The sequence below is a fragment of the Jiangella mangrovi genome (assembly GCF_014204975.1).
Lineage (GTDB): Bacteria > Actinomycetota > Actinomycetes > Jiangellales > Jiangellaceae > Jiangella > Jiangella mangrovi.
The window spans coordinates 3,802,013-3,828,708 of sequence record NZ_JACHMM010000001.1 but is presented as its reverse complement, the minus strand read 5'-3'; the positions used below and the strand labels follow the sequence as shown (position 1 = coordinate 3,828,708).

The 26,696-nt window shown below is 73.8% G+C and carries 31 protein-coding genes; 14 read left to right on the top strand and 17 right to left on the bottom strand.

Annotated features, from left to right (window positions below):
- Positions 1 to 6 precede the first annotated feature (6 nt).
- Genes HD601_RS17690 through HD601_RS17680 form a run of 3 tightly spaced genes read left to right on the top strand, consistent with a single transcriptional unit; the run spans position 7 to position 1,432 of the window.
- Positions 7 to 324 carry an SHOCT domain-containing protein gene (locus tag HD601_RS17690; protein ID WP_184824020.1) on the top strand — a complete coding sequence of 106 codons (318 nt, stop codon included), beginning with the start codon at positions 7 to 9 and terminating at the stop codon, positions 322 to 324.
- A gap of 5 nt (positions 325 to 329) precedes the next feature.
- Entirely contained in the window at positions 330 to 899 is a 570-nt protein-coding gene (locus tag HD601_RS17685; RefSeq protein ID WP_184824017.1) for a hypothetical protein, read from the top strand.
- Positions 896 to 1,432, top strand: coding sequence for a DUF1269 domain-containing protein (locus HD601_RS17680; protein ID WP_184824016.1), 537 nt, complete (start codon positions 896 to 898; stop codon positions 1,430 to 1,432). The genes HD601_RS17685 and HD601_RS17680 overlap by 4 nt, the downstream gene beginning before the upstream one ends.
- Here HD601_RS17680 and HD601_RS17675 read toward each other — a convergent pair.
- Positions 1,371 to 2,201 carry an adenylate cyclase gene (locus HD601_RS17675; RefSeq protein WP_184824014.1) on the bottom strand — a complete coding sequence of 277 codons (831 nt, stop codon included), beginning with the start codon at positions 2,199 to 2,201 and terminating at the stop codon, positions 1,371 to 1,373. The two genes, HD601_RS17680 and HD601_RS17675, sit on opposite strands and share 62 nt — an antisense overlap.
- A gap of 126 nt (positions 2,202 to 2,327) precedes the next feature.
- Here HD601_RS17675 and HD601_RS17670 point away from each other — a divergent pair, with 126 nt between their 5' ends.
- The gene (locus tag HD601_RS17670; protein WP_184824012.1) at positions 2,328 to 2,750 is read left to right on the top strand and encodes an SgcJ/EcaC family oxidoreductase; all 423 of its coding nucleotides are present in this window, start codon (positions 2,328 to 2,330) and stop codon (positions 2,748 to 2,750) included.
- Positions 2,751 to 2,754: 4 nt separating this feature from the next.
- Here HD601_RS17670 and HD601_RS17665 read toward each other — a convergent pair whose 3' ends face one another.
- The 6 genes from HD601_RS17665 to HD601_RS17640 form a co-directional block, all read right to left on the bottom strand.
- Positions 2,755 to 6,807 (bottom strand): S8 family serine peptidase, encoded by a 4,053-nt coding sequence (locus HD601_RS17665; RefSeq protein WP_184824010.1) that lies wholly within the window; start codon positions 6,805 to 6,807, stop codon positions 2,755 to 2,757.
- Between the two features lie 16 nt (positions 6,808 to 6,823).
- Positions 6,824 to 7,657, bottom strand: a complete 834-nt coding sequence (locus tag HD601_RS35835) for an Ig-like domain-containing protein (RefSeq protein WP_184824007.1) — start codon at positions 7,655 to 7,657, stop codon at positions 6,824 to 6,826.
- Entirely contained in the window at positions 7,654 to 8,025 is a 372-nt protein-coding gene (locus HD601_RS17655; protein WP_184824005.1) for a hypothetical protein, read from the bottom strand. The genes HD601_RS35835 and HD601_RS17655 overlap by 4 nt, the downstream gene beginning before the upstream one ends.
- Entirely contained in the window at positions 8,022 to 8,783 is a 762-nt protein-coding gene (locus HD601_RS17650; protein ID WP_184824002.1) for a hypothetical protein, read from the bottom strand. Before HD601_RS17650 ends, HD601_RS17655 begins: the two co-directional genes overlap by 4 nt.
- Entirely contained in the window at positions 8,780 to 9,148 is a 369-nt protein-coding gene (locus tag HD601_RS17645; RefSeq protein ID WP_184824000.1) for a hypothetical protein, read from the bottom strand. Before HD601_RS17645 ends, HD601_RS17650 begins: the two co-directional genes overlap by 4 nt.
- 86 nt (positions 9,149 to 9,234) lie before the next feature.
- Positions 9,235 to 9,924, bottom strand: coding sequence for a LuxR C-terminal-related transcriptional regulator (locus tag HD601_RS17640; protein ID WP_184823998.1), 690 nt, complete (start codon positions 9,922 to 9,924; stop codon positions 9,235 to 9,237).
- A gap of 83 nt (positions 9,925 to 10,007) precedes the next feature.
- Here HD601_RS17640 and HD601_RS17635 point away from each other — a divergent pair, with 83 nt between their 5' ends.
- From HD601_RS17635 to HD601_RS17625, 3 genes are read left to right on the top strand one after another with little or no spacing between them, the layout of a single operon-like run.
- Positions 10,008 to 10,817 carry an NAD(P)H-binding protein gene (locus HD601_RS17635; RefSeq protein ID WP_184823996.1) on the top strand — a complete coding sequence of 270 codons (810 nt, stop codon included), beginning with the start codon at positions 10,008 to 10,010 and terminating at the stop codon, positions 10,815 to 10,817.
- Positions 10,814 to 11,485: an arsenate reductase/protein-tyrosine-phosphatase family protein gene (locus HD601_RS17630; protein ID WP_184823994.1), complete on the top strand. Its 672-nt coding sequence runs from the start codon at positions 10,814 to 10,816 to the stop codon at positions 11,483 to 11,485. Before HD601_RS17635 ends, HD601_RS17630 begins: the two co-directional genes overlap by 4 nt.
- A 13-nt stretch (positions 11,486 to 11,498) precedes the next feature.
- Entirely contained in the window at positions 11,499 to 11,903 is a 405-nt protein-coding gene (locus HD601_RS17625) for an arsenate reductase/protein-tyrosine-phosphatase family protein (RefSeq protein ID WP_184823992.1), read from the top strand.
- Here HD601_RS17625 and HD601_RS17620 read toward each other — a convergent pair.
- From HD601_RS17620 to HD601_RS17610, 3 genes are read right to left on the bottom strand one after another with little or no spacing between them, the layout of a single operon-like run.
- Positions 11,900 to 12,604, bottom strand: coding sequence for a cation diffusion facilitator family transporter (locus HD601_RS17620; protein WP_184823990.1), 705 nt, complete (start codon positions 12,602 to 12,604; stop codon positions 11,900 to 11,902). The two genes, HD601_RS17625 and HD601_RS17620, sit on opposite strands and share 4 nt — an antisense overlap.
- The gene (locus HD601_RS17615; RefSeq protein ID WP_184823988.1) at positions 12,601 to 12,933 is read right to left on the bottom strand and encodes an ArsR/SmtB family transcription factor; all 333 of its coding nucleotides are present in this window, start codon (positions 12,931 to 12,933) and stop codon (positions 12,601 to 12,603) included. Before HD601_RS17615 ends, HD601_RS17620 begins: the two co-directional genes overlap by 4 nt.
- A 28-nt stretch (positions 12,934 to 12,961) precedes the next feature.
- On the bottom strand, positions 12,962 to 14,212 hold the full coding sequence (locus HD601_RS17610) for an FAD-dependent oxidoreductase (RefSeq protein ID WP_184823986.1): 1,251 nt from the start codon (positions 14,210 to 14,212) through the stop codon (positions 12,962 to 12,964).
- Positions 14,213 to 14,314: 102 nt separating this feature from the next.
- Here HD601_RS17610 and HD601_RS17605 point away from each other — a divergent pair, with 102 nt between their 5' ends.
- Entirely contained in the window at positions 14,315 to 15,151 is an 837-nt protein-coding gene (locus HD601_RS17605) for a helix-turn-helix domain-containing GNAT family N-acetyltransferase (protein ID WP_184823983.1), read from the top strand.
- Between the two features lie 14 nt (positions 15,152 to 15,165).
- Positions 15,166 to 15,582, top strand: a complete 417-nt coding sequence (locus tag HD601_RS17600; protein WP_184823981.1) for a PaaI family thioesterase — start codon at positions 15,166 to 15,168, stop codon at positions 15,580 to 15,582.
- On the opposite strand, the gene HD601_RS17595 is transcribed toward HD601_RS17600, so the two are convergent.
- Complete coding sequence (locus HD601_RS17595) at positions 15,575 to 16,549, bottom strand: aldo/keto reductase (RefSeq protein ID WP_184823979.1); 975 nt, start codon at positions 16,547 to 16,549, stop codon at positions 15,575 to 15,577. The two genes, HD601_RS17600 and HD601_RS17595, sit on opposite strands and share 8 nt — an antisense overlap.
- Positions 16,550 to 16,610: 61 nt before the next feature.
- Entirely contained in the window at positions 16,611 to 17,048 is a 438-nt protein-coding gene (locus HD601_RS17590) for a hypothetical protein (protein ID WP_184823977.1), read from the bottom strand.
- A gap of 104 nt (positions 17,049 to 17,152) precedes the next feature.
- Between HD601_RS17590 and HD601_RS17585 the strand changes: the two genes are divergently transcribed.
- A complete protein-coding gene (locus tag HD601_RS17585; RefSeq protein ID WP_184823976.1) occupies positions 17,153 to 18,127 on the top strand; it encodes a helix-turn-helix domain-containing protein in 975 nt (324 codons plus the stop codon).
- A gap of 6 nt (positions 18,128 to 18,133) precedes the next feature.
- Here the strand turns inward: HD601_RS17585 and HD601_RS17580 are convergent, their stop codons facing one another.
- From HD601_RS17580 to HD601_RS17570, 3 genes are all read right to left on the bottom strand, one after another.
- On the bottom strand, positions 18,134 to 18,763 hold the full coding sequence (locus HD601_RS17580; RefSeq protein ID WP_184823974.1) for a hypothetical protein: 630 nt from the start codon (positions 18,761 to 18,763) through the stop codon (positions 18,134 to 18,136).
- A 64-nt stretch (positions 18,764 to 18,827) separates the two neighbouring features.
- Positions 18,828 to 19,607, bottom strand: a complete 780-nt coding sequence (locus tag HD601_RS17575) for an MBL fold metallo-hydrolase (RefSeq protein ID WP_184823971.1) — start codon at positions 19,605 to 19,607, stop codon at positions 18,828 to 18,830.
- On the bottom strand, positions 19,604 to 20,398 hold the full coding sequence (locus HD601_RS17570; protein WP_184823969.1) for an alpha/beta hydrolase: 795 nt from the start codon (positions 20,396 to 20,398) through the stop codon (positions 19,604 to 19,606). Before HD601_RS17570 ends, HD601_RS17575 begins: the two co-directional genes overlap by 4 nt.
- A 104-nt stretch (positions 20,399 to 20,502) precedes the next feature.
- Here HD601_RS17570 and HD601_RS17565 point away from each other — a divergent pair, with 104 nt between their 5' ends.
- The 4 genes from HD601_RS17565 to HD601_RS17550 all read left to right on the top strand — a co-directional run bounded on the left by HD601_RS17565 (position 20,503) and on the right by HD601_RS17550 (position 24,934).
- A complete protein-coding gene (locus HD601_RS17565; RefSeq protein ID WP_184823967.1) occupies positions 20,503 to 21,459 on the top strand; it encodes a GlxA family transcriptional regulator in 957 nt (318 codons plus the stop codon).
- Between the two features lie 9 nt (positions 21,460 to 21,468).
- Complete coding sequence (locus HD601_RS17560; RefSeq protein WP_184823965.1) at positions 21,469 to 22,530, top strand: NYN domain-containing protein; 1,062 nt, start codon at positions 21,469 to 21,471, stop codon at positions 22,528 to 22,530.
- A 42-nt stretch (positions 22,531 to 22,572) separates the two neighbouring features.
- A complete protein-coding gene (locus HD601_RS17555; protein WP_184823963.1) occupies positions 22,573 to 23,361 on the top strand; it encodes an alpha/beta fold hydrolase in 789 nt (262 codons plus the stop codon).
- 133 nt (positions 23,362 to 23,494) lie between these two features.
- Entirely contained in the window at positions 23,495 to 24,934 is a 1,440-nt protein-coding gene (locus tag HD601_RS17550; RefSeq protein WP_184823961.1) for an MFS transporter, read from the top strand.
- Here the strand turns inward: HD601_RS17550 and HD601_RS17545 are convergent.
- A complete protein-coding gene (locus tag HD601_RS17545; protein ID WP_184823959.1) occupies positions 24,931 to 26,019 on the bottom strand; it encodes a sensor histidine kinase in 1,089 nt (362 codons plus the stop codon). The two genes, HD601_RS17550 and HD601_RS17545, sit on opposite strands and share 4 nt — an antisense overlap.
- Positions 25,991 to 26,659 carry a response regulator transcription factor gene (locus tag HD601_RS17540; RefSeq protein WP_184823957.1) on the bottom strand — a complete coding sequence of 223 codons (669 nt, stop codon included), beginning with the start codon at positions 26,657 to 26,659 and terminating at the stop codon, positions 25,991 to 25,993. The genes HD601_RS17545 and HD601_RS17540 overlap by 29 nt, the downstream gene beginning before the upstream one ends.
- Positions 26,660 to 26,696: the final 37 nt, after the last annotated feature.

Below are 26,696 nucleotides of genomic sequence, written 5' to 3'. Positions count from 1 at the left end.
ACGGCGATGGGACTGCTCCGCGGGATGGCCCGGACGGCGGTCGTGGCCGGCACGGCGACGGCGGTGTCGAACCGCGTGTCGCGCCGGCAGGCCAGCCGCTGGCAGCAACAGGACTACGACCGGCAGATGCAGGAGCAGGCCGCGTACGAGCAGCAGGCCCGCGCGGCCTACGCCGCCCAGCCGCCTCCGCAGCCGGCCCCGTCGGCCGCCGGCGGTGAGGACGACCTGTCCGCCCAGCTCGAACGCCTGGCGGACCTCAAGGCCCAGGGCGTGCTCACCGACGAGGAGTTCGCCGCGGCCAAGGCACGCCTGCTGAACGGCTGACGCCCATGCGGCCGCGCGTTCTCGCCCTGGCCCTGACGGTGGTGCTCGCTGCCGGGTGCAGCGGCGACGACTCGCCGACCACGCAGTGGGCCGACGGCGTCTGCTCGGCCTGGTCGGAGCTGCGGACCAACGTCTCCGGGCTGACCTCCGGGCTGAGCCTGGACGCGCTGACACCGGAGGCACTGGAGAGCCTGCGCACCGAGGTCGAGGACCGCCTGTCGGCGCTGCAGGCCAGCGCGGAGAACCTCGCCGACGCCATCAGGGACACGCCCGAGGGCGCCGACCAGGCCGTCGAGGACGCCCAGCAGGAGATGAGCTCCGATGCCGACGACGTACGTGCCGGGCTGGACTCCGTCGGGCAGGCGTTGCAGGGCGTCGCGAACGCCACCAGCGCCCAGGACGTCACGGCCGCGCTCGACGACGCGCAGGCCGGGCTGACGGCGACCGGCCAGGCGCTCACGACGCTCGGCGACACCGTCGGCGGCTACGCCTCTGCCGCCGACGACACGCTCCAGCAGGCCTTCGACGAGGCGCAATCGTGCCAGCAGACCCGCACAGGAGGGACCCCATCATGAACGACAACCCGATGCAGGTGTTCGTGGCCACGTTCGGCACCGAGGACGAGGCCGGCGAGGCGCTGAAGGACTTCCGCGCGATGAACCGCGAGGGGTCCATCCGCCTCATCGACGCCGCCGTCGTGGTCCGCCGGGCCGACGGCAAGGTGACGTTTCAGGAGACGGCCGACCCGAGCGGCAAGACGTGGGCCAAGCGCGGCGCCGTCGCCGGCGGCATCGTCGGCCTGATCTTCCCGCCCGGCCTGCTGGTGTCGGCCGCCGTGGGCGCTGCCGGCGGCGGCGTGTGGGGCAAGGTCCGCGACAAGGGTTTCCAGGACTCCGACCTGCGTTCCGTGGGCGACAGCCTCGAGCCCGGCACGTCCGCCATCATCGCCGTCGCCGAGGACCGGATGATCGAGCGGCTCCAGGCCGGGCTCGCGGGCTATCGGAACATCGCCCGGCACGCCGTCAGCGCGGAGGCCGCGGCCGCCGTCATGGCTGTGCCCGACGCGCCGCCGTCCGCTGACGCGGAGTCGAGCGGGGCTTCGAGCTAGCGCCGCGCAGCTGCTCGGAGAAGTAGGTCAGTGCCGTGCGGGTCTTCGTCTGCTGCACGCCGCCGAGGTCGACGCCGTGCTGGCCGAGGAAGGCCCGCCCCTCGGCTGCGACGTTGAGTGCCTCGACCGGCAGGCACTTGGTCGACAGTTCGAGGATCCGGCTGCCGTCGGGATAGAACCAGAGCTCCGCGACGATGCGCCGGCCCATCTCGGCGGGCGAGAACTTCAGCTTCATGATGGGGATCGGGCCGAGCGGTCGCAGCTCGTCCAGCTCGATGCCCTCGGGGCCGAACATCGTGAACAGCTCGCGCTGCTGCTTGGTGAACAGCTTGCGGATCGGCCGGTCGCCGGTGAGCACGTCCTTCACGTGGGCGTTGTCGACCGGCGACTTCATGGTGCCGGACGCGACGAACGATCCGCCCGGCATCGCGTCGACCTCGACCCCGAAGTCCGGCGACTGTCGCAGCGACGGCGGGAGCCGGTCCGGGTCGACCGGGCGGAGCTTGACGACGGCGTCACCCGGCCGCCGCTGGACGCGCCGGGCCCGGACGACGACGCCGGCCTTGTCCAGCGCCAGGTCCGGTGTGTCGAAGAACACCACCTGCCGGATCTGCGCGTCCAGCGGGTCGATGCCCAGCGCCTGGACGGCCCCCCGCTGGTCGCCGTCGGGCACGCTGAGCTTCAGCTCGACGGTGTCCGCGCCCTTGACCAGTCGCATCAGCTCACCCAGCCGGTCACTCGACATGATCGGCAGCACGGTCTCGGCCATGTGACCACCCCTTCGGTTGGTCCGACCGTCTCTCCGGCGGGTCCGTCCGTCACCACCCGTACTGGGTGAAGCCGGCCCCCCCTGCGCACTTGACCTCAAGTTTGGTTGAGGTACGAGAGTGGAGGCATGAGTACGGACATCGACGCCATCCGCCGCGTCATCGACACCGTCGAGCACGCCCAGAACCACGAGCTCCCCGACGAGTTCCTCGCCCTGTTCCGCCACGACGCCATCTGGACCACCGGCGGCGGGAAGCGGCTCTACGGGCTCGACGAGATCGCCGCGTTCACCCGTCAGGTCCTCCCCGGCGGCATGCGGGGGATGTCGGTGCGGTTCGAGATCGAGCACCTCCTCTTCATCCGCGACGACGTCGCCGCCGTGAAGCTGCGCCAGGTGTACACGACGCCCGACGGCCTGGACGTCGGCTCGCCGCTGTGGATCATGGCTAAGGAGGACGGCCGCTGGCTGCTGACCGCCTGCCAGAACATCGGCGTCCCCGACGACGAGGACGTCGCGCCCGGGCGGCCGGTGTTCGGCGCCGCGTCCTGACGGTTCAGCGGGCGTTGCGGCCGACCGCACGCTCGAGGACCGTGATGCCGTCGTCGCGGAGGTGGCGGATGAACGAGCGGTAGGCGCTGCGGATGCCGTGGATCCGCAGCCCCGCCGGCCCGTCGACAGGGTCGGGGACCTGGTTGGCGAAGACGAGCAGCTCGTCGGCCAGGCGTTTGCGGATCGTGGCGTCGATCGCCTGGTGGGCGACCGGGCCGAGGCTGCCCCAGCGCCACTCCATGGGCGCGCGCCCGCCGCCGGGAACCCGCAGGGCGACGGCGGCCGTGCGGGCGACGTCCTCGCGCGGCACGAAGGCGCGGGCCGCGAACACCGAACCGCCCAGGGCCTGGCGCATCGCGCTGCCCCGCTGCGACAGCGACACGTCGGCGCGGCCCAGTTTCACGCCGGCGCCGCGCACCCGCTCCAGCTCGCGCAGCGACGCGATGACGGCGACGACGGCCATGCGCCGGGTCTCGATGCCGAACCGGTTCGACCCGAGGTGACCGTCGCCCATGGCGCGCCAGTGGTGGCCGCCGGCGACCGGCTTGCCGTCGGCGTCGACGTCGCTGACCACGTCGAGCCCGAGGTTGTCGACATCGTGCAGGGCGAGGCTGACGATGTCGCCGAGCGAGATGTTCGCGACCGCCTCGCCGCCGAGCGTCCGGATCCGGTCGACCATGACGCCGCGGGTCACCCAGCCGAACCACCAGGCCAGCTGCGGCAGCTGCTGCCGCTCGTCGAGCCGGTCGAAGAGGAACCGGGCCAGGTACTGCAGGATCCGCTGCCCGCTGTCGGGGAAACGCTGCTGGTACCAGTCGCGGATCTCCGCGCGCGGCGTCCGCACGTGCCCGGCCGAGAACGAGTCGGTCAGGAAGTGCAGCCCGAACGCCTCCTTCGTCAGCGCCCGCCGCCACAGCGCGGCGTCCGACGTCCGGCCCGCGTCCAGCGCGTCCACCAGCGCCTTCGCGTGCCAGCTCGTGTACGCCTGCCAGGCGGTGCCGCCACCGGAGAAGTGCGAGATGTTCCGCGACGCCAGCAGCAGGTACCGGTCGGTGACGGACTGGATGACCGCCGCGTCCTTCGTGGGCGCCGCGACGCCGTCCCGCGACAGCGACAGGCAGTGCCAGCGCGCGTACGCCAGCTCGATCCGCCCGGCCGCGGTCCGGGACAGGTCGCGCATCTCCTCGAACGTCGCGAAGTAGTCGCCCGCCAGCGCGGTCACCTCGCCGAACGTCAGCTGGGCCGGCGGGTCGCCGAAGGTCAGCGACGTCAGCTCCTTGCCGGACGCGTTGTCGGTGATGTCGCGGTGCTCCCGGCCGCTGAACTCGGCGAGGTCGCCGTCGTCGACGGCGTCCGTGTCACCTTCCGCTTCCCCGGGCGGGTCGCCGTAGCCCTCGGCCAGCAGTTCCATGGCCTCGTCGGCTTCGTCGACGACCACCGCCTCGCCCGAACCGGACGGCGAGCACGACATGCGCCCCGGCGTCAGGGCGTAGAGCTCGCCGATCGTCCGATGCTCCGGCAACAGGTTCACGCTGATGAGGAACTGCTGGTACCGCCGGTTCCGCTCGACGGGGTCCTTGGTCGCCTTCGTCGTGCGGGCGACGGCGTCACGCAGCAGCCGGGCCGTGGCCCGGAGCTGCTCCGCGATCTGGTCGTTGGCCTTGCCGGGCCGGGCGTCGGCCCACCTCGCGGAGTCGGTGTACGCCTCGACCTCGTAGCGCATCATCGTCGCGTGGTCGGCCGGCGGCTTCCCGCCGGCCTTCATGAACTGCCGTACGTGCAGTGACTCGTGGTACAGGATGGCGGCCAGGACCTCGGGCCCGGCGTTCGCGTCGGGGCTGACGTACACCGCCGTCGGCGAGTTCGTCCACGCGGTGAAGTCGGCCCCCGCCACCTGCGCCGACGGGGCGCAACCGGCCAGGTCGCGGATCACCACCTTCGGCAGGTCCTTGAACAGTGTCGGCCAGAGCTTCCGCGCCTCCGTCACGTGCGCCGGGATCGTCGGTGTCTCCTCCGGCGACAGCAGGCCGGCGTCGTCCGGCACGAGCGGGCGCAGCAGCAGCTGGCCGGGACCGAGCCGCCACGAAGCCACCTGCTCGCGCGGCAGCGTCGTCACCGTCCCGGGTCCGGGCCGCCCGAGCGGCACGTCGACCAGCAGGTCGCCGCGGTCCGCGCCGGCGGCGACGTCCTCGCCGGGGCGCGCGAGTACGGCGAAGTGCCGGCCGACCCAGCTCGCCAGCTCACCACCCGGCCGGTACAGCAGCTCGCGGAACGCCTGCGAGGGAGTGACGGAACGGTCGGCAGCCATGACGGCCTCCTTCGGACGGTCGGTGGACGGGGTGCCGGTGGTGAGGACGGCGGCCAGCCGGGCCAGGTCGAGGTACCCGGCTCCCGCGCGGCCTGGCGGCGAGGCGCGCGGCGCGGGCCGGACCGCGTCGAGCACCAGCCGCCGCAGCTCGACGGCGCCGAGCCGCCCGCCGGTCGCCTGCAGGCAGAGCGCGACCGCCCCGGTGACGTGCGGCGCGGCCATGCTGGTGCCGGACTTGCGGGTCAGCGCGCCGGGGCTGCGGTGGCTGCCCGCGGGCGCGGACCGCGCCGACAGGACGCCGACGCCCGGCGCCACCAGGTCCGGCTTGCCGCGCCCGTCGCGGGTCGGCCCGGTGCTGCTGAACGGGGCGAGTGGCGCAGCCGGGTCGCGGGCGTCGTAGGCGCCGACGACGAGCGGCAGCCGGCCGGTCGCGATGGTCCCGATGGTGCCGGTGGGCTCGACGTCGGCGGGGACGAACCGCGGTTGGCACGGGGCGCACCGGTCGTCGCGCTCGAGCCAGGCGTGGAACCGCCCGTCCCGCACGTGCGCCGCCCGCAGGCTCACCGTCCAGTCCCCGGCCGGCGCCGTGGCCTCGAGGAACGCGTCGACCTGGCGGTCGTGGTTGTTGGGGTCGGCGGCCCGGTGGTACAGCCGCCCGACGGTGTCGCCGTCGGCCCGGACGGGGACCTGCTCGCCCAGCCGCACCCACGGGCCCGGCGCGCGCCCGGGCGGCGTCAGCCGGACGTCGAAGCGGTCGCCGCCGTCGTACCAGATCTCCAGCTCGTTGCGGCTCGGGTCGCCGGGACGGGTCCGGAAGGTCAGCGTGCGGGTGGCACCGGGCGCGACGGTGCCGGCGGCGTGCGCGCGGGCGCGGAAGTAGTTGCCGGCGCTCTGCACGACGAGTGCGCCGGTGGTCGCGCGCAGCAGCTCGTCGAGGGCCAGCTCGAACAGCGTCCGGCCGTCGTGCGGGCCTCCGTGCCGCCCGACACTGAGGTTGACGACCCACGGCCGCCGCCCCGCGGTCCGCCGGACGAAGTCGACCGCCTCGAGCAGCCGGACGGAGTCGCCGAGCGTCGCCAGCCCGCCGGTCCCCCGGTCGGCCAGGTGCACGAACACCAGCTCCGCGCCGGGCGCCACACCGGTGGCGATGGCAGCGACATGCGTCCCGTGCGTGCCGCCGCCGCGGTCGGCGACAGCCGGGTGGTAGCCGAGCGCGTCGTACGGGTCGCCGGTGCGCAGGGCCGCGTCGACGGCGGCGCGGTCGTGCACCCGCCCGTACCCGTACGGCTCGGGAGCCGGCCCGCCGCCGTCGTCCCTCGACCGCTGGTCCCACAGCGCCAGCAGCCGGGTCCGGCCGGCCGCGTCCCGGAATGCCGGGTGGTCGACGTCCAGCCACCAGTCGACGACGCCGACCACGACGCCGTCGCCGGTCAGCCCCGCCGCGTCGAGCTCCGGCGGGCGCCGTGTGCCCGGCCGATCGCCGCCGGCGGCACCCGAGGATGCGCCCAGCGACACCGGCGGGTCCGGGCCGTAGCGGCGCGAGGCCTTCAGGCTGCGGACCGCCGGATGGCGCCGGACAGCGGGAACGGCGCCCACCGGCAGCCGGCAGGTGGCGATCCGGCCGAACCGCGCCACCAGGCGCACCCCGGGTACGACGGCGCGGGCGTCACGGAGCCGGACGATCGCCTCGATCTCGCTGTCGGGCGTCGCCCGCTCGGCGCGCAGCAGCTGCCACAGCGCCGGGTCCATCGGACGTCGCCGCCGCTCACGTGACGACGAGCGGGATCCGCCGGGCCGGCAGGCCCTCCGACGTCGCGATGAGGAACACCGCGCCGGCGTTGACCCCCGTGACCTTGCCCGTGGCGTCGACGGTGGCGATGTTCGGGTCGCTGGTCGTCCACTGGACGGCGCGCCCGCTCACCACGTCGCCGCGCGGCGAGATGACCTGCGCGTTCAGCTGTACCGACGACTTCGCCGCCAGCTGCGACGGCGCCGCCACGTCGATGCTGGCGCGGTTGCGCTGCTCGCCGAGGACGGTGATGCCGAGGATCGCCGCGCCGCCGATGACGCGCGGGTCAGCGACGAACGACTCCAGCCCGCGGCCGCGGCGCTGCGGGGTCAGCAGCAACAACGGTGCGAACCGGAGGGCGGCCCGGGCGTACGCGTTCTGCGGCTGGTCGAACGTGTCGACGAACTGGCTGACGGCGAGGCCGGCCACCGCGGCGTACTCGGAGCGGTTCATCCTCCTCCTCTGCAGGGCCAGCTCGCGGCGCAGTCCGTCGTGGGCGACGCGCGAGTCGAGGTCGACGGCGCGGATCGCGGCCGCCGCGGTGCGGGCCGGCGGCGCCGCCGCCGGCCGCGGGCGGACCGCGGTCGAGCGGGCCCGGGCCTGCGCCTGCGCGCGCACCTGCGCCTGCCGGCGGGCGACGGCGAGCTGCCGTGCCTGGGCCCGGCGCCGCCGCGACGCGCGCGACTCCTCGCTGTCGCCGTCGTCGCTCTCGCCCTCGTCCCATTCCAGGTCGCTCTCGGAGTCGTACAGCTCGCCCTCGTCGTACTCGGCGGCCTCCGAGTCCAGGTCTTCCTGCCACGTCGTGCTCACGATCGCACTCCCTCCTGTGGTGCGGCGGCCGCGCGCCGCTGGACGGCGGGCGCGACGTACTCGGCGTAGAGCTCGAGGTCGGGGTCGGTCCAGCCGGCCCCGCCGCGGCCGGCGCACACCGGGCAGCCGGGGTCCTGGCCCCAGCACACACAGGCGCCGAGGGCCGCGGCCAGCAGGATCTCGGTGTCGCCCGGCCCGGTGGCGGGCTGGACGACGGTGATCGGCTGCGACCCGGCCGGCTCGGTGGCCAGACGCTCCAGCAGCTGTTCGAGGATCCGGTCGGCGAATCCGCGCGGATCCGGCAGCGCCTGGAACAGCAGCGACTCCAGCTGCTGCAACTCGCTGCCGTTCCTGTCGTCGTGGCTCATGGCCAGCTCACCGCCTCGCTCAGTTCGGCGTTGTCGGCGTCGACCAGCGCCGTGTAGAGCGACTCGTCGTCGTCCCACTCGGCCGTCTCCTCGGCGTCGCCGTGGCCGCCGAGGTACGCCAGCTCGTCGGCGTCGGCGGCGGCCCGCCCGAACACCGAGCTCAACATGCTCATCAGCGCCGCCACGGGCACACCGTCGACGGTCTTCTTCCCGTGCTCCCCCAGCGCGAGGGCGAGCAGGCCCTTGGCGACCGTCGGGTGCTGGGTGAGGACGGCGGCCTGGGTGGCCGCCGCCGACCCGCCTGCGGCGGACGCGGGCGGGGGTGGTGGCGGGGCGGGCGGGGCCGCAGCTGTCGCCGTCCGCCCCCGAGGGAGCGACCGGGCCGCCGCGGAGCCCAGCTGCGAGCCGAGCGCCGTGCCGGCCGGGCCGCCGATCGCGGTGCCGAGAGCGCCTCCGGCGACCGGGAGCACCCGGCCGGCGATCTGCGCGAACGCCGGGTCGGAGACCAGCCCGGCAGCACCGCCGCCGAGCCGGCGCAGCGCCTTGCCGACGCCGAACGCCTCGGCCGGGCTCAGCTCGCCGAGGACGTCCGACACGGCCAGGTCGAGGTCCGCCGGCGTCGCGTCCGCGTAGTCGTCGGCCAGCACCTCCGCCAGCGCCTCGCCGAGCCCGTCGCCGTACCCGTAGCCGTCCTCGTCGTCGTACGCGTCGTAGGCCTCGTCGTAGGCGTCGTCGTAGGACCCGTAGGCGATGCTCATCGGTACCCCCAGGCGTTGTCCTCGGCGGCGCTGCGGATCGCGGCCGCGATGGCGCCGGGCGACACCGCGTCCAGCGGCTCGAGCGCCGGGCGGAGCCGGTACACCGCGCCGTGGCCGGCCTCGACGTCGACGCAGACGACGCCGACCCGCGGGTACTCGTCGAGCAGCCGCTCGGCGACCGCCGGGACCCGCCCGCTCGGCATCGCGACCACGACGACGTCGGCGCGGCTCGCCTCGAGCATGAGGGCGACCTCGCCCGGCGCCGCCGCGACCAGCATGAGGTCGGGCTGGCCGGCCAGGCTCGCCTCGACCAGCCGGTGCAGTTCCGCGGGCGCCTCGCCCACGGCGATCCGGATCCGCCGCATGCCTCGACGCTAGGGCCGCGGCGCACGCCGCCGACAGGACCGGACGGGGCCCGCATTCGGCCGGCGTCGGGTACCGGTCCCGGGTACTAGGACCGGGTGACCGGCGCCGGCCGCGCGGCCGCCGCGACCAGCGCGGACAGCTCCGGGACCCGGGCGTCGCGGAGCCGGGCGGCGGCCTCGCTGCGATGCCGGACGCGCAGCTTCTCGAGCACGTTGTGCACGTGGTTCTTGACGGTGCGCACCTCGATGCCGAGCCGGCGCGAGATCTCCTTGTTCGTCATGCCCTGCTCGATCAGCACCAGCACCTCCCGCTCGCGTGACGTCAGCCGGCCGTCGTCGGCGGGCGCCCGGACGGCGCTGGCCTCGGCGCACACGTGCCGCACGAGGGCGCCGACGACGCTCGGCGGGCAGACGGTCTCGCCGCGGACGACGCCGGAGACCGTGGCCTCGAGGTCATGCAGCGTGCCGGTGCGCAGCACGATGCCGGCGACGCCCGTCTGCGCGCACGCCAGCGCGTCGTCGCCGTCGTCGGGCACGGCGATCGCGACCACCCGCGCCTCCGGCAGGGCCGCCCGGACCGCCCGCAGGACACGCAGCCCGCCGACCGAGCCGAGGTGCACGAGGACGACGCTGGACTCCGGGTCGAGGGTCAGCCCGACGGTGGTGGCGACGTCGGCGGCGGTGCGGACGTCGCCGGCCCAGGCCTGGCCGCGCAACTGGGCGGCCAGCGCGTCGCGGGACAGAGTGGTGTCGTCGACCAGGATCACAGACGTCATCGCACCGCCCCCCGTGTCCTTCACTCTGTCCCCGCCGGCGGGCGCCGTCAAGATCGGCCGGTCGGTCACCTACGCTCCGGGCCATGAGGATCGCGGTGACGGGGGCGAGCGGCCGGGTGGGCGGCCGGGTCGTCGAGCTGCTGGCCGCCGGGCGGGAGCACGAGGTCGTCCCCCTGACCCGGCCGACGACCGACTATGCCGACCCGGTGTCGCTGCGCATGGCGTTGACCGGCGTCGACACCCTGGTCTTCGTGTCCAGCGACGGCCACGCGGCCACGGTGATGCTGCACCACGCCAACGTCGTCCGGGCGGCCGCCGAGGCCGAGGTGGCGCACGTCGTCGCACTGAGCGGCCTGGACATCGACGTCGACTCGCCGTTCTGCTATGCCGTCACCAACGGGCACACCGAGGACCTGCTGCGGGCGAGCGGCTGCGGCTACTCGCTCGCCCGCGCGTCGGTGTACACGGAGTTCTTCGCCTCATTGGTCCGCGGCGCACTCCGGCCCGGAGCTGGCGGCGACGAGGTCCGGCTGCCGGCGGGTGACGCCCGGGTGTCACTGGTGGCACGGGCCGACGTCGCGCGCTCGCTGGCCGCCCTGGCGCTGCTGCCGCCGTCGAACACCCACCACGACCTCACCGGCCCGGCGGCGCCCACCGTCGCCGAGATCGTCGCCGCCGTCGAGCCCGGCGCCCGGTACGTCGACGTCTCGCCGGCCGAGTACCTGACCGCCCTGCTCGACGGCGGCGAGACGTCCTGGTGGGCGCACGCCTACGCGACCATGCTCGAGTCCATCCACCTCGGCCGCTGGGCGACGGTGTCCGGTGACGTGGCCGCGCTGACGTCCCGGCTGCCTCGACGTTCGACGGTGGCTCAGCAAGTATTGACTCAATGAATACTGAGCGATCGGATCTCGAGCGACGGGCCGCCGCGCACGCGGCGCTGGCCGATCCCTCCCGGTTGCGCGTCGCCGACCTGCTCAGCCTCGGTGACCTCTCCCCCAGCGAGCTGCAGGCGCAGCTCGCGATGCCGTCGAACCTGCTGGCCCACCACCTCAAGGCGCTCGAGACGGCGGGCCTGGTCACGCGCGGCCGGTCCGAGGCCGACCGGCGCCGCAGCTACGTCCGGCTCGTTCCCGGCGCGCTCGACGGCCTGCTGCCCGGCAGCGCCGGGCACGCCCGCCGCGTGGTGTTCGTCTGCACCGCCAACTCCGCCCGCTCGCAGCTCGCGGCCGTGTTGTGGCGTCGCGCCAGCGCTGTCCCGGCCACCTCCGCCGGCACGCACCCCGCCGACCACGTCCACCCCGGCGCCGTCGCGGCCGCCCGCCGGCATCGGCTGCCGCTGCGCGCGGCCCGGCCCCGCGGGCTGGCCGACGTCGCGGCTGACGGCGACTACGTCATCACGGTCTGCGACCACGCCCACGAGGAGCTCGGCGACCTCGGCGGCCTGCACTGGTCCATCCCCGACCCCGTCCGCTCCGGCACCGACGCGGCGTTCGACGCCGCGATCGGCGCGCTCGCCGGCCGTGTCGACACCCTCGTCCCGCGACTCACCACGACCTGAGAGGACTCCCGAGGTGACGCCGTCCGTCCTGTTCCTGTGCGTGCACAACGCCGGCCGCTCACAGATGGCGCTCGGCTTCCTCCGTCATCACGCGGGCGACCGCGCGACGGCGTACTCCGGCGGGTCCGCACCGGCCGACCAGGTCAACCCCGTCGCCGTCGCCGCCATGGCCGAGCGGGGCATCGACATCGCCGGTGAGCGGCCGCGGCGCTGGGCCGACGCCGACCTCGAGGCCGCCGACGTCGTCGTCACCATGGGCTGCGGCGACGAGTGCCCCTACGTCCCCGGCACGCGCTACGAGGACTGGCCGCTCGACGACCCCGCCGGGCGCGACCTCGACGCCGTCCGCCCGATCCGCGACGAGATCGAGCGGCGGGTGCTGGCACTGCTGTCGGAGCTCGGCATTCCCCGTGGCTAGCAGCAGTCGCAGTCCGGGCCGCAGCCGTCGGCCTCGGGGTCGCGCAACAGCGCGCCCGCCGACATCGCGCAGGCGTCGCCGCGCCAGGCCTCGACGCCCTCGCGGACCGCGAACCCGGCGATGACCAGCGCCGCCAGCGGGTCGGCCCACCACCAGCCGAAGGCGGAGTTCAGCACCAGGCCGGCCAGCAGCACGGCCGACAGGTAGCTGCAGATCAGTGTCTGCTTCGAGTCGGCGACGACGGCGGCAGAGCCCAGTTCGCGGCCCGAGCGGCGCTCCGCGTAGGAGAGCGCGGGCATGACCGCCAGGCTCACCGCCGCCAGCACGATGCCGACGGTGCTGTGGTCGGCCTCGGCGCCGCCGACGAGCCCGCGGATCGCCTCGAACCCGACGTACGCGGCCAGCGCGAAGAACGAGAACGCGACGATCCGCAACGCCGTCCGCTCGCGCGACTCGTGGTCGCGGCCGGCGAACTGCCAGGCGATCGCGGCGGCCGAGACGACCTCGACGACGGAGTCGAGCCCGAACCCGATCAGCGCGGCCGACGACGCCGCCGCACCCGCCGAGATGGCGACGATCGCCTCGACGACGTTGTAACCGATGGTGGTGGCGACGATCAGCCGGACCCGGCGGCGCAGGACGTCGCGACGCTCGCCGGTGGGGCCGGCCGGCCCGGCCGCCGGCAGCAGGGGCAGGTTCATCGGCAGGTGCACCCTTCGGGTCCGCAGCAGGACGGGTCGACCACGAGCACGAGGTCCAGCAGCTCACCCAGCGCCCGGCCGAGGTGCGCGTCGACCAGCCTGTACCGGGTCCGCCGCCCCTCGGGCTCGGCCTCGACCAGGCCGCAGCCCCGCAGGCAGGCCAGCTGGTTCGACATCACCTGCCGGGACACCCCCAGCTCGTCGGCCAGGTCGGACGGGAACGCCGGCGCCGCGCGCAGCGCCAGCAGGATCCGCGCCCGGGTGCCGTCGGACAGCGCGTACCCGAGCCGGGTCAGCGCGTCCGTGTGCGACTCCGTCACCGTGGTCATGCGCCGCACAGTACAGCAATCGCTGTACTCAGGGAATCCTGGACGTGAGCTGAACCAGTTCCGGACCGGCCGAGACCCCGCAGCACGCGCCGTCCTCTGCGGCGAACCCGCCCGTCCCGCCGCAGACGCCCGTCTCGGGCAGCACCAGCTCGACCCGCTCGGCGGCCGCGTGGTCGCCGGCGAACGCGGCGGCGATGCTGCGGACCTGCTCGTACCCGGTGAGTGCGAGGAACGTCGGCGCGCGGCCATAGCTCTTCATGCCGGCCAGGTAGACGCCGGGCTCAGGGTGGGCCAGCTCGCGGACGCCGTGCGGCGCGACGGTGCCGCACGAGTGCACCGTCGGGTCGATCATCGGCGCCAGCCGCACCGGCGCCTGCAGGGCGGGGTCGAGCGCGAGCCGCAGCTCGGACAGCCAGGACAGGTCCGGCCGCAGCCCGGTGAGCGCGACCACGTGGTCGACGGCGCCGACGGTGCGGCCGTCGGCGGCGACCAGGGTCAGCGACCCGTCCGGCCCGGTCTCGACGGCGGCCGTACGGAACCCCGTCACGACGTGGACGCCCGCCTCGACCGCCGCGCGGGCCCGCTGGCCGAGCCGCCCGCGAGCCGGCAACTCATCGCGCTCTCCCCCGCCGAACGTGTCATCGATGCCACCCCGGCGCAGGAGCCACGTCACCTTTGTGTCACTGTTTCCGCTGGTCAGAGCCACGAGGGCGGTGAGGGCGGAATGTCCGCTCCCGGCGACGACGACGTGGCCTCCGAGCGGCGCGCGCGGGATGCGGTAGGTGATCCGGCCGGCGTCGGCGGCGGCGCGCTCGCCCAGCGCCGGGAGCCCGTCACCGCCCAAGGGGTTCGGCCCGCCCCAGGTGCCGGACGCGTCGACGACGCCACTCGCGGGCACCCGCTCCTCGCGGCCGTCGGAGTGCCGGACGTGGACGGTGAGCGGCTCACTGCCGACGCCGACGACCTCGGCGCCCGTGCGCAACCGCTCCCCCAGCGCTTCGGCCAGCGGCGACAGGTAGTCGTGGACCCACTCGGCGCCCGTCGGGTAGGCGTCGGCGGGCGGCTCGGCCCAGCCGGTGGGTTCGAGCAGCCGCCGGGCCGCGGGCGCGACCAGCTCGGGCCAGGCCGAGAACAACCGGACGTGACCCCACTCCGCGACTGCAGCCCCCGCCGTCGCGCCGCGCTCGAAGACCACGACCTCGACGCCGCGCTCGGCCAGCTCGGCCGCGGCCGCCAGTCCGACCGGGCCGCCGCCCACCACCACTACCGGATCCGCCATGGAACCTCTCGCTTTCATCGAAGACTGTCGATGGATGTTCGAAACACTATCGACGAGTGTCGATCCTCGCAACCATCGACATCTGTCGATAGACTGCGCGGCATGACGACCCTCGCCGCCCCGGCGCCGCTGCTCCCCGCGGACGCCGCCACGGACTACGCCGAGTGCTTCGCCTGCCTCTCCGACCCCACGCGGGTCCGGCTGCTGCACGCCGTCGCCACCTCGCACGGCGGGCTGACGGTGGGCGAGCTCACCGAGCTGCTGGGCGTCAGCCAGTCCACGGCGTCGCACCACGTGCGCAAGCTGGCCGCCGTCGGGTTCGTGCACGTCGCGAAGGTCGGCACCAGCACCCGCGTCACCGTCAACGAGGCGTGCTGCACCGGGCTGCCGCACATGGCCGACGTCGTCATGGGCGTGGTCGGCGCCACGCGGCCGTGCTGCCCCGACGACGTGCCGGCCGACGTCACCGTCCGGGCGCTCGACGACGGCGACTGGCCGGCGGTCCGGCGCATCTACCGCGAGGGCATCGACACCGGCGTCGCCACGTTCGAGACCTCGGTACCGCCGAGCACCCGGCTGGCCGCGGCCTGGCTGCCCGGGCACCGGTGGGTCGCCGAGGTCGACGGCGCCGTCGTCGGCTGGACGGCGGTCACCCCCGTCTCAGCCCGCGACTGCTACCGCGGGGTCGGCGAGACGTCGGTCTACGTCGACGCGGCCTTCCGTGGGCGCGGTGTCGGGAAGGCACTGCTACGCCGCCAGGTGACGGCCGCCGACGCCGACGGGCTGTGGACGCTGCAGACGTCGGTGTTCACCGAGAACCGGGCCAGCCTGTCGCTGCACCACCAGGCCGGCTACCGCACCGTCGGCATCCGCGAGAGGATCGCCCAGCGCGAGGGTCGCTGGCACGACACCGTCCTGTTGGAACGCCGCGCTGCCTGAGCGATCATGAGCGGATGACGGCTCTCAGCCCCGCCGGCGGCGACGCGATCCTCGCCGAGAACTTCGCCCCCTGGGTCCAGGACCTCGGCCTCACCGTCGTCGACACCGGCGACACCCACGCGACGCTGCGGCTGCCGTGGAGCGACCGGCTGGCCCGCGAGGGCGGCGCGCTGTCGGGGCAGGCGCTCATGGCCGCCGCCGACACCGCGACGGTCATCGCGCTCAGCGCCGCCCGCGGCGGCTACGGGCCGATGACCACCGTCCAGCAGTCGACGACGTTCCAGCGCCCGGTCATCGGCGCGGACGTCCTGGTGACGGCGCGGGTGAGCAAGGCCGGCCGCACGCTGGCGTTCGTCGACGTCACCATGACCGCCGACGGCGACGACCGCCCCGTCGCCCAGGCGTCGACGGTGTACGCGATGCTCAGCTGAACCCGGTCGGCCGGCGCAGCGTGTACGGCTTCTCCAGCAGGGCGGCCTCGTCGTCGGTGAGCTCGAGGTCGAGCGCCGCCACCGCGTCGGCCAGGTGGTGCGGCTTCGTCGGCCCCACGATCGGCGCGGTGACCACCGGGTTGCGCAGCACCCAGGCGAGCGCGACCTGCGCCATCGGCACCCCGCGCGTCTCGGCGACCCGCTCGACGGCGTCGGCGATCGGCTTGTCCGCCTCCTCGGTGTAGCGCGAGCGCCCGAGAGCGTCGTTCTCGCTGCGGGTGGTCGCCACGCCCCACGGACGGGTCAGCCGGCCCTTGCCGAGCGGGCTCCACGGGATGCTGCCCACGCCCTGGTCGGCGAGCAGGCCGTACAGCTCGCGCTCGTCCTCGCGCTGCATGAGGCTGTACTGGTTCTGCATGGACACGAACCGGGTCCAGCCGCCGAGGTCGGCGGTGTACTGCAGCTTCGCGAACTGCCAGGCCCACATGGACGACGCGCCCAGGTAGCGCGCCTTGCCGGCCTTGACGACGTCGTGCAGGGCCTCCATGGTCTCCTCGACCGGCGTCTCGGGGTCGAAGCGGTGGATCTGGTAGAGGTCGACGTAGTCGGTGCCCAGCCGCGTCAGCGACGCGTCGATCTGCTCCATGATCGCCTTGCGCGACAGCCCGGAACCGCCGGGACCGTCGTGCATGCGGAAGAACACCTTGCTCGCCAGCACGATGTCCTCGCGTCGCGTATAGCGCCGGATCGCCCGGCCGACGATCTCCTCGGACGACCCGCCGCTGTACACGTTGGCGGTGTCCCAGAACGTGATGCCGAGGTCGAGCGCCTGACGGAACACCGGCTCCGCGGCGTCGTCGCCGAGCGCCCACTGGTTGTCGTCGCGAGAAGGGTCGCCGAAGCTCATGCACCCCAGCGCGATGCGGCTGACCTTGAGTCCCGAGTCGCCCAGCCGGGTGTACTCCATGGTGCGCTCCCTGTGGTCGAGGATCCCGCCGGACCCATCCTCCCCCAGGGCCGCGCCGGCCTCACCGGTGGCGGTGGTGCGAGCGCGCGTACTCGTCGTAGCGCCAGAGCATGACGCCGAGCATCGCGGGCAGCATGACGACGTGCTGGACGAGCATGCCCGCCCCGGTGCCGAAGACGCCGGCCGCGACGAGGGCCGCCGCGATCGCCGTCGGGACCATCATGGAGGCGGCCATCTCGGCGCTGCGCATCGCCGGGTGCCCGCGCAGCGCCATCCACGCCACCATCGGCACCGTCATGGTGATCCCCATGAGCAGGACGCGGAACCAGCCCGCCTGGTCGCTGACGCTGCTGCCGGCCGCGCCGAACGCGAGCGCCGCGAGCCCGCTGAAGATCCCCATGCCGGCGAACATGACGACGACCATCTCGAGGTAGTGCAGCCAGAACCGGCGCCGGCTGGGTGCGTTCTGGTGGTCGACGGTGATCGGCTGCGGCTCCATGGGCGCGAGGATCGCAGCCGCCTCCGCTCGGCGACCAGAGGCGGTCCGGAATCCTGGGAAAGCTGTCCCACCGGACGGGGGTCCGTTCTCCTAGGGTGGGGCGGGTGACGTCGCGGCAGGTGGTGGTCGTCGCGTACGAGGGTGCCGAGCTGGTCGACATCGCGTCCGTGACCACCGCGTTCGATCTGGCCAACCGGCTCGGCGCGGTGCCGCCCTACGAGGTAGCGCTGGCGACCCTCGACGGCGGTGCGCTGCGGTGCGAGACCGGGCTCATGCTGCACGCGCAGACGGCCCTGCGACTGGTCGATCGGGTCGATACGCTCGTGGTGTCGGGCGGGCGCGGCCACACCGCGGCGGCGGCCGACGCGGAGCTGGTGCGGCAGGTCCGGCGGCTGGCCGGCACGGCCCGGCGGGTGGCGTCGGTCTGCACGGGAGCGACGGTGCTCGCCTCGGCCGGCCTGCTCGACGGCCTCCGCGCGACGACGCACTGGTGGTACGCCGACGAGCTGGCGACGGCGTACCCGTCGGTGAAGGTCGACGCCGCGCCGATCTACGTCCGCGAGGGCAACGTGTCGACGTCCGGCGGTGTGACGGCGTCGCTGGACCTCACGCTGGCCTTCATCGAGGAGGACCACGGCTCGGAGCTCGCCCGCTGGGTGGCGATGGGCATGGTGACCTACCTGCAGCGGCCCGGCAACCAGGCGCAGATGAGCGTCTTCACCACGGCCCGCCGCCCCGACCACGCCACCCTGCGCGCCGTCATGGACCACGTCACCGCGCATCCCGACGACGACCTCACGACGGAGTCGCTGGCCCTGCGCGCCGGGGTCAGCGCCCGGCAGCTCAGCCGGCTCTTCAACGACCACCTCGGCGAGCCGCCGGCAGCCGTCGTCCGCCGCTTCCGGCTCGAGCTGGCGGCCCGGCTGGTCGCCTCGACGGACCTGCCGCTGTCGCAGGTGGCGAAGCGGTGCGGCTTCAGCTCCGCCGAGGCGCTGCGGCAGGCCTTCGCCGCCCGCTACGGCGTCAGCCCGCGGTCCTTCCGCCAGACCCAGTCCCGCGCCGCCGCCCCGAGCGGCTGACCGGCGTCAGGACGACCGGCCGCGCTCGTGACTCCAGATCGCGTAGTCCAGCGCGGTCGCATCGACCATCAGCTCCACGGCGGCGGCCTTGACGAGGTCGCGGCTCTCGGCCGGCGACGGGGTGCGGCCCAGCGCCCGGCCCACGAACCGGTTGATCCAGACGTCCGCCTTGACGCCCGGCTTGCCGAGCAGCATGAGGAAGTACTCCCACGTGACGTCGCCGAGGCCGGTGACGTCGGTGTAGGCGAGCTTCTGCCCCATGGACGCCGGGTCGACGTCGGCCGCGTGTCGTACGCCCAGTCCACTGAGGTTGCGCGCCGCCTCGATCATCGCCTCGGCCTTCGACACGCCGCCGGACAGCTGCTGCTTCCCGACGATGCCGGCGAGCACGGCCGGGTCGGTCGCGGCGAGCACGGACAGGTCGTCGGGGCGGTCGGTGCCGCGGTGGGCGCGCCACTTCCCGACGGCGCCGCGGACGCCGTTGTGCTCCTGGCCGTACTGCGCCCGGATCGAGCGCACGGCGTCGATGTGCGCCGCCTCGATCTGGCCCGGCCAGCCGCCCGGCCAGGCCGCCCAGTCGTCGGGCAGCTCCCGCTCCACCGCCGCCACCAACGTCCGGACATCGTCGTCCGCCACCATCGTGCCCCCCAGCCCGAGATCGGATCCGTCGGCGGGCAGCGTAGGGCGACCCCCGGACAGATCAGGCGACCGAGGTCGCCGTCCCGAGCTCGAGGCGGCGGACCCGCGACCGCACATCACCAGGGGCCGCCGCCAGCGCCGCGTCGAGGCCGGCCGGGCCGTCGGCGAAGTGGGACCAGCCCTCGTAGTGGACGGGGACGGCGATCCTCGGGCGCAGCGTGCCGATCAGCGAGACCGCCTCGCGTCCCGTCATCGTGTACCGGACGGGGCCGGTGATGCCGAACCGCACGCCGCCCACGTGCACCAGCGCGACATCGACCGCCAGCGACGACGCCACCTGCCGCAGCGGGCCGAAGAGGACGGTGTCGCCGGTGATCCACAGCGCCACCGCCGACGCGTCGGCCAGGCGCACCGCGAAGCCGACCACGTCGCCGACGATCGGGTGGGACAGCGGCGGGCCGTGGCGGGCAGGCGTCGCCGTCACCGACAGCGAGGGCCGTCCCGGACCGCCGGGCAGCACCGTCGTCGCACCCGCCGCCAGTCCCACCGCGCCGCCCAGCCGGCGCGAGCCGGACACCGTCGTCACCACGGTCCCCGCCGACGGCAGCAGCGCACGCCCCGCAACGTCCAGGTTGTCGCCGTGATGGTCGTGCGTCAGCAGGACGGCGTCGACCGGCCCCACGTCCTCCGGAGCGACGGCGGGACCGGTCAGCTTCACCGACGACGAGCCCCACCCGAAGGAGTAGCGCTCCCCGGGTGGGTCGAACGTCGGGTCGGTCAGCAGCCGCCAGCCGTCCACCTCGATGAGGACGGTGGGGCCGCCGATGTGCGTGAGGATCAACGAGCGTGCTCCACGGCCCAGGCGAGGACGTCGTCGGCGATCTGCTCCCAGCCCTTCTGGGCGGGCAGCAGGTGGGCGTAGCCCTCGTACTCGCGGATCTCGGTGATCGTGTTGGACTTGTAGTGCTTGAGGTTCGACTGCTGGATCGCCGGCGGCATGATGTGGTCCTCGCTGCCGGACACGAACAGCAGCGGCGCGCGGTCGTCGTTCTTGTAGTCGACCCAGGTCTCCTGCGGGCCGGGCTGGAAGTTGGCCAGCACGCTCCCCCACAGGATGCCGCCGTTGGCCGGGATGTGGTACCGCTCGTACAGCGCGTTCGACTCCTCCTCGGTGAAGGTGTTCGTGAACGCGTACCGCCACTGCTCCGCCGTCAGCCCCACGGCCTTGTGCCGGTTCGCCGGGCTCCTCAGCACCGGGAACGTCGACTTGACCTGCGAGAACGGCACGACCTTGACGCCCTCGGTGGGCGCGGAGTTCATGGCGACGCCGGCGGCGCCGAACCCGTGGTCGAGCAGGATCTGGGTGAACGCGCCGCCGGCCGAGTGGCCCATGATGATCGGCGGACGGTCCAGCTCGCGGAGGATGGCCTCGATCTTCTCGATGAGGGCGGGAACGGTGACGTCGGCGATGATCTGCGGATTCTCGCGCAGGGCCTCGACCTCGACCTCGAAGCCGGGGTAGCCGGGCGCGATGACCTTGTATCCCTTGGCCTCGTAGTGCGTGATCCAGTGTTCCCAGCTCCGGGGCGTGACCCAGAAGCCGTGCACGAGCACGATGGTGTCCGGTTCCATGTCCCGATCATCGTGGGCAACGTCCTGGCCAGGCACTACGCTGAGCGCCAGAGTTCCCACGAATTCGGCCACGGGGGTAGGAATTGGGCCGTCATCGGGTGGCCATGATCGTTCTCGGCGGGACGTTCGTGCTCGACCTCGCCGTGGCCGTGCAGGCTTTCGGCCGCCGGCCGTCGGTGTTCTCGAAGCTCCGCGACGAGCCCGAGGCGCCGTACGAGATCGGCGTCTGCGGCTTCGCGCCCACCCCGACCTCGCTCGGCTTCACCATCGCGGACCTCAAGCCGGTCGACTGGATCAAGGGCGCCGACACCGTCGTCGTCCCCGGGCTGGAGGCGCCGTGGGCGCCGCAGGATCCGGCGGTCCTCGACGCGGTGGCGAGGGCGGCCGACGACGGCGCGCGCCTGGTCTCGCTGTGCGCGGGCGCGTTCGTGCTGGGCCAGGCCGGGGTGCTCGACGGGCGGCGGGTCACCACGCACTGGGCGCTGGCCGACGAGTTCCGCGCCGCCTTCCCCAAGGCCGACCTCGTCGAGCACGCGCTCTATGTGGACGACGGGCAGATCCTGTCGTCGGGCGGCATGCTCGCGTCGGCCGACCTGTGCCTGTACGTGCTCGGCCAGGACCACGGCCAGTCCTACGCCAACGACGTCTCCCGCGTGCTGGTCAGCCCGCCGCACCGCACCGGTGGCCAGGCCGTGTACGCCAAGCCGGGGCCGCGCCCGTCCGGGCCGCTCTCCCCCGTCCTCGACTGGCTCGACGAGCACCTCACCGAGCCGCTGAGTGTCGAGATGGTCGCGGCGCAGGCGCACATGAGCCAGCGCACCCTCGAGCGGCGGTTCCGCGAGGAGACCGGCGAGAGCCTCGCCGCCTGGATCGCGCGGCGGCGGGTCGAGCGGGCGCGGGCGCTGCTCGAGGACTCGCACCTGACGGTGACGCAGGTCGCCCACGCGGCCGGGTTCGGGTCGACGGAGTCGATGCGCCGGCACTTCCTCACCCACACCGGCACCACGCCACGCTCCTACCGCGACACGTTCCGCGGCACGGCGGAGGCCCGCCGGGCGTAGCCTGCCCGTGTGGACGACGAAGATCGCATCGCCCTGTTCCTCGACTACGAGAACCTCGCCATCGGCGCCCGCGACAGCCTGGGCGGCATCGCGTTCGACGTCCGCCCCATCGCCGACGCCCTGGCCGAGCGCGGCCGCGTCGTGGTGCGGCGCGCCTACGCCGACTGGTCCTACTTCGACGAGGACCGCCGCATGCTCACCCGCTCGCACGTCGAGCTGATCGAGATGCCGCAGCGCATGGGCGCCTCGCGCAAGAACGCCGCCGACATCAAGATGGCCGTCGACGCCGTCGAGCTCGCGTTCGTCCGCGACTACGTGTCGACGTTCGTCGTGTGCACCGGCGACAGCGACTTCACTCCCCTGGTCTACAAGCTGCGCGAGCTGAACAAGAGCGTCATCGGCGTCGGCATCCGGTCGTCGACGTCGGCCCTGCTGCCGCCCGCCTGCGACGAGTTCCTCTACTACGACGACCTCGAGGGGGTCGAGCCCGCCCCGGCCCGGCGTACCCGGAAGCGGGCCGAGCCGATCGCGGCCGCGCCCGAACCCGTCGTCGCGCCGGTGCCGGACGAGGCGCTCCCGTCACGCGACCTCGACGACCTCGCCGTCCTGGTCGCCCAGACGGTGTCCGGCCTGCAGCGCACCGGCGGCCCGGTCACCGCGTCGACGCTGAAACGGACGCTGCTGCGCAAGGACCCCACGTTCAACGAGGCCGACCACGGCTTCCGGGCCTTCGGCGAGCTGCTGCGCCACCTCGGCGAGCGCCACGTCATCGAGCTGTCCGAGGGTTCGGCCAAGGGCGATCCCGAGGTGCTGCTGCCCGCGCTGGAGGGCCAGGAGGAGGCGTTCGAGCTGCTCCGTTCGGTGGTCCGCGACCTCATCGACAAGCACGGCCGGGCCGCGCTGTCGGGCCTCAAGGACCAGCTCCGGCGGGTGCGGCCCGGCTTCAGCGAGCAGGCCCTCGGCTACCGCAGCTTCCTGCAGTTCTGCCGGGCCGCCGCGACGACGGGTGCGATCCGGCTCGCCTGGGACGACGACGCCGAGGACTATCTGGTGACGGTCACCGACAACTAGCCTGTTCTTGACAAGAGTATCTGTCGGACGAAGGATGGTCGCATGCACACGACCTCCTCGCCCGACGGCACCACGCTCGCCTACGACCGCACCGGCGCCGGCCCGGTCCTCGTCGTCGTCGGCGGCGCGTTCGGCACCCGCGACCACCCGTCCGTCACCGGCCTGGCCGAGCACCTGTCCGCGCACGCCACCGTCGTCGCCTACGACCGGCGCGGCCGCGGCGACTCCACCGACACGTCCCCGTACGCCGTCGAGCGCGAGATCGAGGACCTCGCGGCCGTCATCGAGGCGACCGGCGGCCGGGCGCACGTCTACGGCCTGTCCTCCGGCGCCGCACTCGCCGCGCGTGCGGCCGCGGCCGGCCTGCCCATCGACCGGCTGGTCCTGCACGAGCCGCCGTACGACGTCGACGGCGCCCGGCCCCCACTGGCGCCCGGCTTCTCCGAGCAGGTGGCGGCGCTGGTCGCCGACGGCCGCAACGGCGACGCCGTCGACTACTTCATGACCCAGGGCATGGGCCTGCCCGCCGAGATGGTCGCATCCATGCGGCCCACCCCCGTGTGGGCCGGGCTCGAGGCTCTGGCGCCCACGCTCGTCTACGACAACGCCGTCATGGGTGACAACACCGTCCCGGTCGACGCGCTGCGGAGGATCGCCCAGCCGGTCCTGGTGCTGCAGGGCGAGCTCAGCCCGGACTGGTTCCACCGGGCCGCGGCCGCCACCGCCGCCGCCTGCCCGGACGCCCAGCTGCACGAGCTGCCCGGCCAGAGCCACTTCGCCCCGGACGACGCCGCCGTGGCCGCGGTGGTGGCGGAGTTCCTCCACCCCTGACGCCGTCCGACGCCGTGACCGAGGGCACGTCGTTAATTGGTTGCGTGGTACAACCAACTTGATAGGCTGACGTCGCACGCCGACGCCGTCGTGCCATGCGCCGAATTCCACCCCCGGTACGGCAGGAGCACGAATGACAGACGCTGTGGCCATGGTCGTCGACGATCGCCCCGCGGCCCGACGGACGTCCACTCCGGCGATGACGCTGCTGGCCCTGGGCGCGGCGGGCCTGGTCATCTCGTTGCAGCAGACGCTCGTGCTCCCGCTGCTCCCCCGGCTGCAGCAGACCTTCGACACGTCGGTGACGGCGGTGTCGTGGGTTTTCACGGCGACGCTGCTGGCCGGGGCGGTAGCGACGCCGCTCCTGTCGCGGTTCGGCGACATGTACGGCAAGAAGCGCATGATCACCGTCACCATGGGGCTGCTGGTCGCCGGGTCCGTCGTGTGCGCGCTCTCGGACTCCCTCGGCGTGCTGATCGCCGGCCGGGCGCTGCAGGGCTGCGCCACCGCGGTGATCCCGCTGGCCATCGGCATCATCCGCGACACCTTCCCGCGTGAGAAGGTCATGTCGGCCATCGGCATCGTCAGCGCCACCATGGGCGTCGGCGGCAGCGCCGGCATGCTGGTCACCGGCGTCGTCGCCGACCACACGCAGAGCCACCACCCGGTGTTCTGGATCTCCGCCGGCATGGGTGCGCTGGCCCTCGTGCTGGTGCTCGCGTTCACCGTCGAGGCGGGCGAGCGGACCGGCGGGCGGCCCGACGTCGTCGGCGCGGTCCTGCTGGGCGGCTGGCTGGTCAGCCTGCTGCTGGGCATCAGCCAGGGCAACTCGTGGGGCTGGACCAGCGGCCGCGTGCTCGCGCTGTTCGCCGCCGCCGTCGTGCTGTGCGCCGTGTGGGTCGCCGTCGAGCGGCGGGTGCGCGAGCCGCTGGTGCACCTGCGGCTGCTGACGGGGCCGCGGTCGCTCTCGGCGAACCTGGCGTCGGTGCTGCTGGGCTTCGCGATGTTCGCCGCGTTCACGTTGGTGTCGAACCTCATCCAGACGCCCGAGGCGACGGCCGGCTACGGGCTCAGCGGCTCCGTCCTCGACGTCGGCCTCTACATGCTGCCGAGCACGGTCACCATGCTGGTGTTCTCGGTGCTGGCCGGGAAGTTCGAGGCCCGGCTCGGCGCGGCGTACACGCTGGCCCTCGGGTCGGTGTTCGCGGCCGCGAGCTACACCTGGCTGGCGCTGAACCACGACACCCCGCTCGACCTCATGATCTTCAGCGGCATCCAGGGCATCGGCTTCGGCGTCGCCTACGCGGCGCTGGGCACGCTCGCCGTCGAGCACGTCCCGATGAACCAGAGCGGCATCGCCAGCGGCATCAACTCGCTCGTCCGCACGGCGGGCGGCAGCGTCGCCAGCGCGGCGACGGCGGCCATCCTCACGGGCACGCTCATCGCCGGAACGGCCATCCCGGCCGTCGACGGCTACGTCCTCTCGTTCGCCATCGCGGGCGTCGCCGCGCTGCTGACCGCCGTCATCGCGACGGTGCACGGCATGCGGCACCGCCGCGTCCACCTCACCTAGGCGAGGGCGGAACCGACGGGAGCACCGGGGGCCGACGGCGTCAGCTGCGGCTGCCGGGGCAGCCGCAGCTCGAACAGCGCCCCGCCGTCGGCCGATCGGCCCGCCGTCACCCGGCCGCCGTGCGCCTGCACCGCCGCCTGCGCCATGGCCAGGCCGAGCCCGCTGCCCATCGGGCCGTCCGGCGGGCGGCGGTGCCAGAACCGCCCGAAGACGTGCGGCAGGTCCTCGTCGGCGATCCCCGGCCCGGAGTCGGCGATGGTGACGACGAGCTCGTACGCCGTCTCGTGGCAGGTGAGCCGGATGCGGTCGCCGGGCTCGGTGAAGTGGACGGCGTTCTCGATGATCGCGTCGAGGGCCAGCTGCAGCCACTCCGGGTCGGCCTGGATGGTGCCCGTCACGGCGCAGGCACGCTCCCACTCGCGGTCGGCGCCGGCGGCCCAGTTGCGGCCGACCTCGTCGACCAGCTCCGCGAGGTCGACGGTGACCGGCCGGACCGAGTGCCCGGAGTCGAGCTTGGCCAGCGCGAGCAGCCGGTTGGACAGCGCCGTCATCCGGTCGAGCTGGCGCTGGGCGATCTCGAGGTCCTCGCGCGACACCGGGTCGCTGACGACCCGCCCGAGCAGCTCGAGGTTGCCGCGGGCGATCGCCACCGGGGTGCGGATGGCGTGCGAGGCGTCGCGGAGGAACTCGCGCTGCCGCTCGAACTCCGTCCGCCGCTGCTCGGCCATGCGCTCGACCTCGCGCTGCGCCGCGACCCGCCGGTGCGCGTGCCAGGCCATCACCAGGAACAGCAGCGAGTTCAGCGGCACCTCGACCAGCTCGCCGGCGTGGATGTAGCCGTAGTGGTGGTGCCGGAGCATGATCGCCCCGGTGGCCAGCGTGACGGCGAGCGCCACCAGCAGCGTCGGCACCGGCGGCCAGACCCGGAACCCGTAGACGAGCATGAGCCCCAGGAGCAGCACATGGTACGGCGCGACCTCCTGCCCCTTCGACAGCTCCATCATCACGAGCATGGCGACGACGAGGACGGCGAGCAGGAGGTCCGTCAGCCGCCGGTCACGCCGTCTGGAGCTGATAGCCGACATTGCGCACCGTCTGGATGAGGTCGCGGCGCAGCTTGGCCCGCAGCCGGCCGACGTAGACGTCGACGACGTTGGTCGCCACGTCGAAGTCGTAGCCCCACACCGCCGACAGCAGCTCGGCCCGCGAGCAGACCGCGTCGGCGTGCCGCATCAGGTGCATCAGCAGCAGGAACTCCCGCTGCGACAGCGTCGACTCCCGGCCGTCGACGGTGAGCCGGCGGGCCCGCACGTCGAGCGAGATGGAGCCGACCCGCAGCGTCGGCTCGACGCCGCCGGCCTCGCCCGCGCCGCGCAGCCGGGAGCGCACCCGGACCAGCAGCTCGCGGATCGAGAACGGCTTCGCCAGGAAGTCGACGGCACCGCGTTCCAGACAGCTCACGCGGGCCTCGACGTCGGCGGCCGCCGACAGGACGAGGACGCGCATGTGCGGGTGCCGGCTCAGCACGCCGGTGAGGACGGTGTGCCCGTCGACGCCCGGCATGAGCAGGTCCAGCACGATCAGGTCGGGGACCTGGGTGAGGGCCAGTCGCAGCCCCTCGGCCCCCTCGGTCGCCGTCAGCACCTGGTACCCGTCCGCCTCCAGAGCACGGCGGACGAAACGCACCAGATCGGGCTCGTCGTCGATGACGAGAATCCGTGTCATGAACACCCCCCCCAGGTTCCGGGCCCCCACTGGCCCG